Genomic DNA, 12425 nt, shown 5'->3' with positions numbered 1-12425 from the left:
AATGGCAAAAAAGAATTTAATAAGTGGTTCAATTTGGGATGAATATTCACAAAAGGTTCAAGATTTAATGAATAACCCTAAACATATGGGGCAATTAACATTAGAAGATGCGCAAAAAACAGGAACTAGATTAATAGTGGCTGATTTTGGTGCTGAAAGCTGCGGAGACGCAGTAAGGCTTTATTGGCTTGTAGATGAGAAAAACGATGTGATTGTTGATGCTAAGTTTAAGTCTTTTGGTTGTGGAACAGCTATTGCAAGTAGTGATACAATGGCAGGGCTTTGCATTGGTAAAACTGTTGATGAAGCGGTAAAAATTACAAATATTGATGTGGAATTTGCTATGAGAGATGAGCCAAACACCCCTGCAGTTCCACCTCAAAAAATGCACTGCAGTGTAATGGCGTATGATGTTATTAAAGCAGCAGCAGCACAGTATAAAGGTATAAATCCAGAAGATTTTGAAAACGAGGTTATAGTATGTGAGTGCGCTAGGGTATCTTTAGCAACTATAAAAGAAGTTATTAGGCTAAATGACTTAAAAAGCGTGGAGGAAATTACTCAATACACTAAAGCAGGAGCTTTTTGTAAATCCTGTGTAAGACCTGGTGGGCATGAAAAAAGAGAATATTATTTAGTTGATATTCTTGCAGAAACAAGAGCGCAAATGGATAAAGAACGCCTTGCAAAAAGTGAATTTAGTGATAATTTTGATGAATTAACAGTTGTAAAACAGTTAAAAGTGGTAGAAGAATTGCTAGATAGAGAAATTCGTCCAATGTTGCATATGGATGGCGGAGATTTAGAAGTTATTGATATTCAAAAAGGCGCTGATAGAATGATAGATATTTATATCCGTTATTTAGGTGCTTGTAGTGGCTGTGCTAGTGGTAGCGGTGGAACTTTATACGCTATTGAAAATATACTACAAGAGCAACTTAGCTCAAGTATTCGTGTAATTCCTGTTTGATACTAAAAGGCAAAAAGCCTTTTAGTTTATTTTTTTAATTTACCTAATAAATCATTAGCTAATTTTTTAGCATCAAAGTTTTTATATATTTTTTTTGCATCTTGTTCTAAATTATGTATGCTAATTAATTTTAAATTTAATTTTTGTTTATTTTCTCTAATTAAACGAGAGAATTTGGCAAAGGAAGTATCAAATTTTGTATGTAAAACTTGATTTAGAATTTGCCCTGCTAATTCGTTGTTTATATTTCTTTTTAATAAAATTATAAAATCATTTTCAAGATTTATTAAAGAATTTGTTGCTAGATTAATTTCTTCGCTTGATGCAAGTAAATCAATTTGCTCTTGTAATTTTTCTAAGATTGTAAAAATTCCTTCTAAAAGCCCATTTATTGTATTTACAATTAAATCATTTGCAAAAGACTGCCACTCGTTTGCTAAAGTAAAAGCAGCTTGTAAAATAGAATCAGCATTATTTATAATTTTATCTTTATTAAAAGAAGAATATTCTAAAGAATTAATAAGTAAAAATTGAGAAAGTAAAAAGCTTCTTTGAGCTATTAAATTAGCACTTTCTAATATATTTAAAAAAGCATTTAAAGCCACATCGTACAATAATTTTGTAGAGCTATTTTCTTTTATCATTAATTCATTTAAATAATCTTTTTGAATTTGGCTTGTAGATAAAGAAAACAAAATATCAAAATTATTATTAATACTTGCGTGCATTTGATTTTCTTTAGTTTTAATTGTATTTTGCAGTTTATCTAATTCTATACTTAAAGATTTTAATTCTTGTTCTTGCTCATACATACTTGCTCTAATTAAAGCTTTTAATAAGATATTTTTATTTTCATTATTATCTTTATTTTCTTTTATAAGCTTACTTGAATAGCTTTTAAATATTTCTTCTAAGCTTTTATTATTTTGAATTTCTTTTAAAATTTCTTCATAACATTGTAAAAATTCCATTTTTCCACCTTATAAAACAAATTTGGCTTTTTTTCCAAGCAAAGAAAATAATTCTAATCTTTGTGCTTCATTTTGCACCTTTGTTGTTAAAATATAACTTTTATAATTTTTACTTTCTTTACTATTTGTTACACTAAATTTTTCTAAATTAAATTCTTTGATAAATTCAGAAAAATCAACACCTTTATCCAAAATAACCGTATATTGCCAATTGCAAGGATATTCTATTTTAACATCTTGCTTAATCTCGTTTAAATTGACCACTTTTACCACCTTCTTTTTGTAATAATTTTATATCACTAATTATCATTGTTTTATCAATAGCCTTTAGCATATCATACATAGTTAGTAAGCCTATGCTAACAGCACTTAAAGCTTCCATCTCAACTCCAGTTTTACCATCAAGACTTGCACTAGCTTGTAAGGTAAATGAATATTCTTTTTCATTAGCGCTAATATCAACTTCTACCTTAGTTAAATTAAGCGGATGGCACATTGGTATTATATCACTAGTTTTTTTTGCACCCATAATTGCCGCAACAATGGCTGTATTAATAACAGCACCTTTTTTAGCACTTTGATTAATAACAGCTAAATAAGCTTCTTTGTTCATAGTTATTTTACCACTAGCAATTGCTAGTCTTTTAGTTATTTGCTTGGTACTTACATCTACCATAATCGGTTTATTTTTTTCATTTAAGTGTGAAAAATTCATTATTTTTATCCTTTTTTTAACTACTATCTTATAAAAAAATGGTATATTATGAGTTTTTGATTTTAATTAAGGGTTAAAAATGGCTTACAATGATGAAGAATTAGAAGAAATTTTAGAAGATGATTTATTAGAAGATGATGATTATTTAGATGATTTAGAAGACGACTTTTTAGATGAATTTGAAGATTTTGATGATGAATTAAATGAAGAAGATTTAGAAAGTTTAGAAGAGCTTGAAGGTGAGGAATTTGATTTTTACGATACAAATTCTTACGATGATGATGATTATGAATTTAGTGAAGACTAATGCAAAGAAGACAAAATTACGAAGCAATAGAATTAAGTAAAAGTAAAGTTGAGCTAATTCAAGAGCTATACGATACTATTATTGATTTAAAACAACACAATTTAACGCTAACTAGGCTTTATGTTGTATTTATAATTATGCTTGGTATTAGCGTTTGTACTTTAAGCATATTAATGCTATTTGCAAGAGAATATAAAATTGCCTTTGTGTATTTTATTGATATTGTAATTTGCTATGTTTTATTAGTTTATAGAAAAAAAAGATTATTATCAAAATATTATGATTGGATATGCTTAATTAGTAGTTATTTTATAGTATTAAGTATTGCTATTTCTAATGTAATTATTCACGGTATTGCAAGTGGGTTTAATGTATATATTTTAATGCTTGTATCTTTATCATTTATTATTTATATTGATAATATTAAAAAAAGATATTTAGCTTCTTTTATAACCTTAATTTTTAATGTTGCTATTTTTTACTGTGTAAATTATTATGATTTATATCACTTGCATAAACATCAAGTGCAAAGTTTGCAGACTGATTTGCTTTATGTTTTTTCTGTTTTAATTTATGCTAGTATTTGTATTTTAGCAAATTACATAATTGGTATTAAATCTATTGATATTATTGAAAAAATCACTCTTGAAAGCTCAAGTCAAGAAGATATTCAAAATGAAAAAAGTTTTTTTGATATTTATGAAAAAAAGGCACTTATAAGCAATATTTTAAACAATAAAAATCAAGAATATAAACACTTAAATGTATGTTTTTTTGAGATAGTTTTTAAAGATGAAATTAATAATTTTGTTTATAAATTTGATTCACACATTCAAGATAAAATTTTTAAAGAATTTGTATTTTTATTAAAATTATACATAAAAGATTATGAATATATTTCAAGATGGGAAAAATGCAATTTTATTGCAGTATTTGAGCAAAATAATAAATTAGCCCATCTTTTGCTAGAAAACATAATTAAGTATTTTAATACACAAATAAAGCAAAATCAAAAAAATAGAAGCAATATCTTTTTAAGAGTTGCAGCAAAACATTATCCTTTAATTAATCTACAAGATAAGCCAAGAAATTTGCTTGATAAAATAAATGAAGTAGTGCATTTAAAATACGATAATGATGTGTTAGGTTATGAATATTTAATTTTTTGTGATACGGAAGATAGATGAAATCAATTTTAAGAACATTATTTTTATTAGCTTGGATAGCGGTTGCTAGATTTACTTGTGCTGCTATGCTTTATAATTATAATAACGATAGTGCAGCACTTACTTGCACTATTTCAGGTGCTTGTTATTTACTTAGTATGATAGCCTTAATTGTTATAAAAAATAAAAATCTAAAAAAAGCAAAGAAAGAAAATATAATAGTAGAAGATAACGCTTCTTTAGTAAGGGCAAGATATAGATTTTGGTATGTTTTTCAGCTTGAGACTTTGCTAATAAATGTAATTATAGTAAGCAATTTAGGTTGGGGCTGGGGTTTTGATTTTTATATTTTAGCCTTAATGCCGTTTTATTATTTAAATGCTAGACAGTTTAGTAAGATTATATTCTTTTTTCCTTTAGTGCATTTATCTATTTATTTTTGTTTATATTTTTTTACAGAGCATTTTTACGGACAACTTGGGCAGTTTAATATTTATATTGTTAATGGTATTTTTGCAATTATTGGTATTTTTATTCTTCAATTTTGCATACAGCTTGATAAGGTTATTAAGTATTTAAATGATGAAAATAGAAAACTATATTTAGAGCGTTTAGTAAGCAATGATACTTTAACAAATACTTTAAGCAAATACTCATTTTTAGATATAGTAAATATTAAATTTGAATATGCCAGTGATGAAAACGATTCAAGTGTGATAATAGCTATTTTTGAAATTACAAATCTTCAAAATATAAACGAAGAATACGGTAACGAATACGGAAATGCAATATTAATAGATTTTTCACACATTATTAAGCAAAATTGTATAAATTATGAATATTTGTTATCTCGTTGGAGTGGAGATGAGTTTTTATTATTTATCAGTGATGAAGATGAAGATATGGCACAAAATATAATCAACGAAATTAAAAAAGAAGTTTATAGACATTATTTTATAAATGGTATTAAATTGCGTTTAGCGGTTGGTGTATCAAAGCCTTATAGCCTTAAACATTCAATTACAAATATTATAAATGAAGCTTATAAAGATTTAACAGAACAAAGAAAAAAAATATACAAGGAGAGTTATGCAGCAAGGTTTTAGTAGGCAAGAGATAAAAACTCTTGGTTTAAGTTCTTTAGGTGGAACTTTAGAATTTTATGATTTTATTATATTTGTGTTTTTTCAAAGTTATTTTATGACACATTTTTTTCCAAAAGAGTTATCGCAAGAATGGCAGCTTATAAATACTTATGGTGCCTTTGCAGCAGCTTATGTTGCTCGTCCTTTTGGCGGAGTAATTATGGCTCATTTTGGAGATAAATTTGGTAGAAAAAATATGTTTATGCTAAGCATTGTTTTGATGGTAATCCCTACATTTGCACTTGCTTTAGCACCTACTTTTGCACAGGTTGGCTATTTTGCACCTATTTTTTTAGTTTTAGTTCGTCTTTGCCAAGGTATTGCAATTGGCGGGGAGTTACCAGGTGCTTGGGTTTTTGTAAGAGAGCATAGTCCTGAACATTCTAAGGGAGCTTATATTGGCTTGCTTACTTCTAGTGTGGTTGGTGGAATTTTACTTGGAGCTATTGTTTCAATCATTATGCAGCTTATTTTTAACGAAGCAGAGCTTAAAGAATGGGCGTGGAGAATTCCTTTTGCTTTAGGCGGTATTTTCGGGATAATTTCAGTTTATTTAAGAAGATTTTTAAGCGAAACCCCAATTTTTAAAAAGATGAAAGAAAGCGATTTGCTAGAAGAATTACCTATAAAAAAGGTTTTTAGTGAGCATAAAAAGGGTATTTTTATTTCTATGCTAATTACTTGGGTATTAACAGCTTGTGTTGTTGTTTTGGTTTTAATCGTTCCAAATTTTGCAAAATCTGTTTTGCAAATTGAACCTATTATAAATACTTGTTTGCAAATGGGCGGAATATTATTTATGATGATTGGCTGCATTAGCACAGGGGCATTGTCTGATCATTTTGGTATTTCTAGAGTTTGCAAGGTTTTTGCTATTTTTTGGGGTGTTTTTTCTTTACTTTGTTTTTATGAATTATACTCGCATAAAAATTTAATTTTATACACACTTACTTATCTTATAGCTTGTTATTTTGCAGGAATTATGAATTTCACTCCTTTAATAATGACGGAGTGCTTTCCAGTACAGGTTAGATTTAGTGGAATTAGTTTTTCATACAATTTAGCTTATGCTATCGCAGGTGCGTACATTCCTGTATTATTAGCACAAATGCACATTATGGCTAGTAAAACTAATAGTATTTTATTGCAAATTAGTGGTGGAATTTATTTATTTATAATTTCTATTATCGCATATATTTGTGCTTGCTTAGTTGCTAAAAAGATGTAATATTACATCTTTTTTATGCGTTAGTAGCTCAATGGATAGAGCAACAGACTTCGGATCTGTGTGTTGTGGGTTCAACTCCTACCTAGCGCACCAATTATATTTTTCCCTTTTTTTATCAAAATTAGGCTTGTTTGTAGATAAAAAATAGGGACTTAAAATGACAAATAATGATATAAAATTAATTATTAATAAGCAGCGAAGATATGAAAATGAAAAACTTTTTATTTACCTTTAAATACCCAAGCAATCACTATTTTAAAATATCTTAAAGAGCATTATTTTACAGTAAAATGTATTTTTCCTAAATGTTAAATATAACTTTTTATGAGTGAAAATACTTTAAGAATGATTTTAAGATGTGAAGGAATAAATAAATATAAATTTATCCCACACGGCTTTCATGCAATGCTTATTAAATTAAATAACAAACTTAATATTATTAAAGTTTTAACTTCTTTTTATTAAAAGCAGCTTAGCTATGGAATTTTTTAATTTTATAGCTTATTTGCTATTTTTAATTAAAAGTATATTTTAATAAGTAAAAGAAGAAAGCATAATGAAAAAGCTAGATTTTTTAATCAAACTCTCAACCTTGATTTATGTAATCTCGCAAATCATTTTACTATGGTTTAAGGCAAACTCGTAGCAAAGCGATAAGGGGGCGCTCTGCCCCACACACAGCTTAACATTATGCTAACTCATATTATATCAAAAGGAGTTAAAGATGGTAGAATTTTTAGAAGTTTTAAACAATCAGTTTAATTAGAGCTGCAAAAGATGAATTTAATGAGCCATTATTTTGCTTTAATGATGTTTGTAAAAGTTTAGAACTAACAAACACAAAACACGCTAAAAGGTCTATTGGGGAGAAGGTAATAAGATTTGCACTAAAAGTAAGTTTTTTAATTCAGAAAGTGTAACAAACAAGCTAAAGGTTGCTAAAAAATAATAACTAAGTGTAAAATTTGAAAGATAAGCAAAGAAAGGTTGAGTATAGCCTTTAATGATGGCAGTAAACGAAACTCTCAATCTTTTTTTATAAAAACTAGCAAAACTAAAGCTTTATATCACAATTATTTAAAATCAAAGTGAGAGATTTTCTTTCTGAAAAATTTGCAGTAGTTACTATAGTATATCCTTTTGCTTTTATTTTTTGTAAAATATATTTTGAAATATTAAATTGAGTGTTTAAGAAATTTAAATGGTTTTCTGACATGGGTGTTTTTCTTAAATGAGATAAAAATGGATTTTTATCTTCATTTTTATTAGATTTTAAACCATTTCTAAATTCATAATCTTCATAATCACTTTTTTGAACATCATCGTGTATCATATGTTCTCTCATATTATCATAAAAATCTTTTAGACTGCCATTATCTAATATTTGTCCTAATATCTCTTTTGGAACATCATTTAAATAAGGGTTTTTTACTATTAGATTATCAATATTAATCGGTGTAAAATAATAAGATTTTTCATAACTTAATATAAGAAATAAATTGAAAGTATTTTCATAATAATCAAAATAAATATTAATTTTTACTTGATGATATTGATAGTTTAGCTTTAAACAATCTTGAGTTTTTCTTAAATTTAACATTAAGTATTTTTGTTTTAAAAGTTCTTTTATATCGTTCATTTTTATTTCTTTAACTGTGTATTTTTCTACTTCATTTACAAGATTATTAAAACTTTTTTGTTGTTCATAATTTTCAAGCCAGCTATCTACCCATTTAGGCGTTTCACCCTTTGTATTCCAATTAACAACACCATTATAAACAGCTCCGACCATATTTGCAAATTCTTTTTTTGTAAGATTTAATTCGTTTAATTTTTTTTCAAATGTTTTTATATCCATTTAATACCCTTATTAGTTTTAGTTATTGTAGCAAAAAATACATAAAAATTTTATTTTTAATAAAAAATAATTATAAAAAACATATTTAGACTTAATATTTATTATAAAAAAATGTATAATTAGATTATAAAAATTATAAAATAATTAACTCTTAAAAATTAAATAGAAAGGAGTAAAAATGACTAAAGTTCTGCAGATTTTAGTTTTGGTTTTACAACTCATTTACTGGATAGCAAAACTCTTAGGATGGCTTTAAAGGTACTTCTAGCAAAAAAAGGTAAATACTTTAGAGACACCAAGTTCTTTTATAGTTTTACCTAGCAAGGAATAAAAATAGTCTTAGATTTAGTTATGATTTTTATTGTTACTTGCATATTGATTTATAAAAGTAGAAAAGGTAAAGGATGAATGTTTGTGCTAAAATAATAAATATAGACTAATGTAAAAAAATGATAAAAATTGGAATAATGAAGTTTTGGTTTTTAAATGCTCGTTTGTAATGAGTAAAAAGTTGATTAATACAAATAGATTTCATACAAGTATTGGCAAAGCTAATTCATATTATCGTAACAAAAATAGGACAAAAAAGCACAAGAGCTGCAAAAGTGTATTTTTAAATAGTATAAATATAAGGCTTCGTTATATGGTTGATAGAGATAAATTAATTTAGTTAGCTGATGAGGTATTTACACTAAAATTAGAAAAAGAAAACAGCAGAATTTAGATTCTGAAACTAATTTTCCTAACTTTTTATTGTTAGGTGTGATATTTTCATTAATACCTAAATATATTGTTATTAGCGATATGCAAATGATAGCAATTTTTATTTCAATATTTTTAGTTACTTATGTAATAATAAACAAAATGTAAAAAACATATTAAGCAAAAATGGTAAGTATTTTAATTTTAACAAACATTATCTTAAGTTGTTAGTTTGAGAAAAAACATAGCCAAGTATTAATACTAATCTATCATAAAACTAAAACAATGTCATTTCTTTCTTGCAATAGCGTAAAATTACAAAAATTGCTATTGATAAGTAACTTGGAATACTTTTGGTAAAAATGCATACACTGTTTTGCTGCAGTGTTTTTCCAATCAATTTTATTGGTTTTTAGTAATGTAGAATTATTTAAATATTCACTAGCAGTATTATTTATAATAGCTTGAGTGTTTAAAAAATTATTTGGATTATTTTCCATACATAAGCCTATTAGCTACAAAATTATAATAAATATTTGAAATGCTAGTAAAAGATGCAATTTCAAAGCCACTATGAGTATGTTTTACTACTTTATCAAAAGCTAATAATAATTCTGCTGTAAAAGCTTTTTAATTCTTATATATCTTTTTTATACCTTATTTTATCTTTAGAGTGCAAAAGCTAGTATCTTATCTCGTGTGCTATTGAAAAACATTCTTTGCGTATAAATATTCTTTTTTATTGGATTTAAGAGTACTTCATCTTATATTTCATTATCAAACACAATATTAGGCTCTAAATCGTTTAAAATTGTTATAAAATCAACTAGAATGCATTGTTTGTAATTTTGATATAGCTTATTAATAACTCATTGGCAATTCTTGTAGTCTTATTAACATCTGCAACCATACTCATATTCTTACAATTTTTTCAAAGCATCCGTATTTTTAGTAAATTCTTTAAAACCTTTAAATGCCAAAGCTAAATCCTAAATCTTGCATATTTTTCCTTTTTATTGTAAAATCTATTTCATGAAAAAAATAGATGATTTAAACGCTAAAATATTCTTTTTAAAAAACTTTAAAATTGTTTTTAAAGCCTTTTTAACACTCGGTGTTTTTGTCGCTTCCTTGCTTTCTTTTTTAAGTGATGATTATTTAGCAAGTTTTTTTAATATCGCTTTATTTTTTGTGCTTTTTTCTTTAATACTTTACATTACAACCTTTATTTATTGTTTTTTTAAGATTAAACATTCTTAGCAATTTTTAAGCTAATTTCTAAAAACTCAAGATAATCTTTTATATTTAAATTCATAATTTCACTATATGAAAAATGCAAATAATGAGCTATTAATGCAATTTTTAACTCATTAAATATCGTGATTTTGCCAAGATAAATTAAAATTTGAAAAGCAGTTAAATATTGTTTTTAGAACTATCTTCAATATTTTCTACCAATCACTTTAAAATTCCTAATCGTTAAGCTTTATTTAAGCTTAACAATGTATTATTTCATCTTTATGTTTTTTAACCATAGAAAGAATAAATCAAATTAACTTAATATATAAGCCATAAACAAAGCTTTATAAAAAGTTTTTAATTTTCTTTATTACTTTTATTATTGTTATTAAATATCGTTATTTTTATTTATTTTTGTTAAAACATTTTTCAACGTCAATCTTTGATATCTAAACAAGTGATCAAGAGCTAGTTACAAAAGCTATTATTTATTTAATAGCATTTCTTTTAAACACTTCATAAAATTATGGAGAGTTTGATCCTGGCTCAGAGTGAACGCTGGCGGCGTGCCTAACACATGCAAGTCGAACGATGAAGTCTAGCTTGCTAGACGGATTAGTGGCGCACGGGTGAGTAATGTATAGCTAACTTGCCCCTTACAAGAGGACAACAGCTAGAAATGGCTGCTAATACTCTATACTCCGCTTTAACATAAGTTAAGGTGGGAAAGTTTTTCGGTAAGGGATAGGGCTATATTGTATCAGCTAGTTGGTAAGGTAATGGCTTACCAAGGCTATGACGCATATCTGGTCTTAGAGGATGATCAGACACACTGGAACTGAGACACGGTCCAGACTCCTACGGGAGGCAGCAGTGGGGAATATTGCTCAATGGGCGAAAGCCTGAAGCAGCAACGCCGCGTGGAGGATGACACTTTTCGGAGCGTAAACTCCTTTTTTACAAGAAGAATACTGACTGTATTGTAAGAATAAGCACCGGCTAACTCCGTGCCAGCAGCCGCGGTAATACGGAGGGTGCAAGCGTTACTCGGAATCACTGGGCGTAAAGGGCGCGTAGGCGGATTATCAAGTCTTTTGTGAAATCTAATGGCTTAACCATTAAACTGCTTAAGAAACTGATAGTCTAGAGTAAGGGAGAGGCAGATGGAATTAGTAGTGTAGGGGTAAAATCCGTAGATATTACTAAGAATGCCAATTGCGAAAGCGATCTGCTAGAACTTAACTGACGCTAAGGCGCGAAAGCGTGGGGAGCAAACAGGATTAGATACCCTGGTAGTCCACGCCCTAAACGATGTATGCTAGTTGTTGGAATGCTAGTCATTTCAGTAATGCAGCTAACGCATTAAGCATACCGCCTGGGGAGTACGGTCGCAAGATTAAAACTCAAAGGAATAGACGGGGACCCGCACAAGCGGTGGAGCATGTGGTTTAATTCGATTCTACGCGAAGAACCTTACCTAGGCTTGATATCTATGGAACCTTTTAGAGATAAGAGGGTGCTAGCTTGCTAGAACCATAAGACAGGTGCTGCACGGCTGTCGTCAGCTCGTGTCGTGAGATGTTGGGTTAAGTCCCGCAACGAGCGCAACCCACGTATTTAGTTGCTAACAGTTTGGCTGAGCACTCTAAATAGACTGCCTTCGCAAGGAGGAGGAAGGTGTGGACGACGTCAAGTCATCATGGCCCTTATGCCTAGGGCTACACACGTGCTACAATGGCATATACAATGAGACGCAATATCGCGAGATGGAGCAAATCTATAAAATATGTCCTAGTTCGGATTGTTCTCTGCAACTCGAGAGCATGAAGCCGGAATCGCTAGTAATCGTAAATCAGCTATGTTACGGTGAATACGTTCCCGGGTCTTGTACTCACCGCCCGTCACACCATGGGAGTTGATTGTGCTTTAAGCCAGAATACTAAAATAGTTACTGTCCACAGCAAAATCAGCGACTGGGGTGAAGTCGTAACAAGGTAACCGTAGGAGAACCTGCGGTTGGATCACCTCCTTTCTAGAGTACAAATACTCTTTCTCACAAAAGAGTATTCATTTATCTCTTGTCCTTGTTTGGATATCAAAGGTTGAAATGTTGATGTTGTTTTA

11 protein-coding genes, 1 tRNA gene and 1 rRNA gene are annotated in these 12425 nt (G+C 28.4%); 8 read left to right on the top strand and 5 right to left on the bottom strand.

Annotation, left to right across the window (positions count from 1 at the left end):
• Position 1 precedes the first annotated feature (1 nt).
• Positions 2-970 carry an iron-sulfur cluster assembly scaffold protein gene (locus tag CCANL266_RS08800; protein ID WP_172234105.1) on the top strand — a complete coding sequence of 323 codons (969 nt, stop codon included), beginning with the start codon at positions 2-4 and terminating at the stop codon, positions 968-970.
• A gap of 26 nt (positions 971-996) precedes the next feature.
• Here the strand turns inward: CCANL266_RS08800 and CCANL266_RS08795 are convergent, their stop codons facing one another.
• The 3 genes from CCANL266_RS08795 to moaC are packed head-to-tail and all read right to left on the bottom strand — an operon-like array spanning position 997 to position 2656.
• Positions 997-1941, bottom strand: a complete 945-nt coding sequence (locus tag CCANL266_RS08795) for a hypothetical protein (protein WP_172234103.1) — start codon at positions 1939-1941, stop codon at positions 997-999.
• A 9-nt stretch (positions 1942-1950) separates the two neighbouring features.
• The gene (locus CCANL266_RS08790) at positions 1951-2205 is read right to left on the bottom strand and encodes an HP0495 family protein (RefSeq protein WP_172234101.1); all 255 of its coding nucleotides are present in this window, start codon (positions 2203-2205) and stop codon (positions 1951-1953) included.
• On the bottom strand, positions 2183-2656 hold the full coding sequence (moaC, locus tag CCANL266_RS08785) for a cyclic pyranopterin monophosphate synthase MoaC (protein ID WP_172234099.1): 474 nt from the start codon (positions 2654-2656) through the stop codon (positions 2183-2185). The genes CCANL266_RS08790 and moaC overlap by 23 nt, the downstream gene beginning before the upstream one ends.
• Positions 2657-2735: 79 nt before the next feature.
• On the opposite strand from moaC, the gene CCANL266_RS08780 reads away from it, so the two are divergent.
• From CCANL266_RS08780 to CCANL266_RS08755, 6 genes are all read left to right on the top strand, one after another.
• Positions 2736-2963, top strand: a complete 228-nt coding sequence (locus tag CCANL266_RS08780; RefSeq protein WP_172234097.1) for a hypothetical protein — start codon at positions 2736-2738, stop codon at positions 2961-2963.
• Positions 2963-4150: a hypothetical protein gene (locus CCANL266_RS08775; RefSeq protein ID WP_172234095.1), complete on the top strand. Its 1188-nt coding sequence runs from the start codon at positions 2963-2965 to the stop codon at positions 4148-4150. The genes CCANL266_RS08780 and CCANL266_RS08775 overlap by 1 nt, the downstream gene beginning before the upstream one ends.
• Positions 4147-5235 (top strand): diguanylate cyclase domain-containing protein, encoded by a 1089-nt coding sequence (locus CCANL266_RS08770; protein WP_172234093.1) that lies wholly within the window; start codon positions 4147-4149, stop codon positions 5233-5235. The genes CCANL266_RS08775 and CCANL266_RS08770 overlap by 4 nt, the downstream gene beginning before the upstream one ends.
• Positions 5219-6502, top strand: coding sequence for an MFS transporter (locus CCANL266_RS08765; RefSeq protein ID WP_172234091.1), 1284 nt, complete (start codon positions 5219-5221; stop codon positions 6500-6502). Before CCANL266_RS08770 ends, CCANL266_RS08765 begins: the two co-directional genes overlap by 17 nt.
• Before the next feature lie 17 nt (positions 6503-6519).
• Positions 6520-6595 (top strand) — tRNA-Arg (locus CCANL266_RS08760).
• Positions 6596-6826: 231 nt separating this feature from the next.
• The gene (locus CCANL266_RS08755; protein ID WP_172234089.1) at positions 6827-6967 is read left to right on the top strand and encodes a hypothetical protein; all 141 of its coding nucleotides are present in this window, start codon (positions 6827-6829) and stop codon (positions 6965-6967) included.
• Between the two features lie 589 nt (positions 6968-7556).
• Here CCANL266_RS08755 and CCANL266_RS08745 read toward each other — a convergent pair.
• Both CCANL266_RS08745 and CCANL266_RS08740 read right to left on the bottom strand, forming a co-directional pair.
• The gene (locus CCANL266_RS08745; protein WP_172234087.1) at positions 7557-8360 is read right to left on the bottom strand and encodes a hypothetical protein; all 804 of its coding nucleotides are present in this window, start codon (positions 8358-8360) and stop codon (positions 7557-7559) included.
• 971 nt (positions 8361-9331) lie between these two features.
• Entirely contained in the window at positions 9332-9562 is a 231-nt protein-coding gene (locus tag CCANL266_RS08740; protein WP_172234085.1) for a hypothetical protein, read from the bottom strand.
• A 1262-nt stretch (positions 9563-10824) separates the two neighbouring features.
• Between CCANL266_RS08740 and CCANL266_RS08735 the strand changes: the two genes are divergently transcribed.
• Positions 10825-12333, top strand: a 16S ribosomal RNA gene (locus CCANL266_RS08735).
• Positions 12334-12425: the final 92 nt, after the last annotated feature.

It is taken from the genome of Campylobacter canadensis (assembly GCF_013177655.1).
Taxonomy (GTDB): Bacteria; Campylobacterota; Campylobacteria; order Campylobacterales; family Campylobacteraceae; genus Campylobacter_E; species Campylobacter_E canadensis.
The sequence above is the reverse complement of the archived record's forward strand: the minus strand, read 5'-3'. Positions and strand labels throughout refer to the sequence as shown.

Coding starts and splice junctions, on each gene's coding strand:
- CCANL266_RS08800 (WP_172234105.1), top strand. CDS start 2: ATGGCAAAAAAGAATTTAATAAGTGGTTCAATTTGGGATGAATATTCA.
- CCANL266_RS08795 (WP_172234103.1), bottom strand. CDS start 1,941: ATGGAATTTTTACAATGTTATGAAGAAATTTTAAAAGAAATTCAAAAT.
- moaC (WP_172234099.1), bottom strand. CDS start 2,656: ATGAATTTTTCACACTTAAATGAAAAAAATAAACCGATTATGGTAGAT.
- CCANL266_RS08780 (WP_172234097.1), top strand. CDS start 2,736: ATGGCTTACAATGATGAAGAATTAGAAGAAATTTTAGAAGATGATTTA.
- CCANL266_RS08775 (WP_172234095.1), top strand. CDS start 2,963: ATGCAAAGAAGACAAAATTACGAAGCAATAGAATTAAGTAAAAGTAAA.
- CCANL266_RS08770 (WP_172234093.1), top strand. CDS start 4,147: ATGAAATCAATTTTAAGAACATTATTTTTATTAGCTTGGATAGCGGTT.
- CCANL266_RS08765 (WP_172234091.1), top strand. CDS start 5,219: ATGCAGCAAGGTTTTAGTAGGCAAGAGATAAAAACTCTTGGTTTAAGT.
- CCANL266_RS08755 (WP_172234089.1), top strand. CDS start 6,827: ATGAGTGAAAATACTTTAAGAATGATTTTAAGATGTGAAGGAATAAAT.
- CCANL266_RS08745 (WP_172234087.1), bottom strand. CDS start 8,360: ATGGATATAAAAACATTTGAAAAAAAATTAAACGAATTAAATCTTACA.
- CCANL266_RS08740 (WP_172234085.1), bottom strand. CDS start 9,562: ATGGAAAATAATCCAAATAATTTTTTAAACACTCAAGCTATTATAAAT.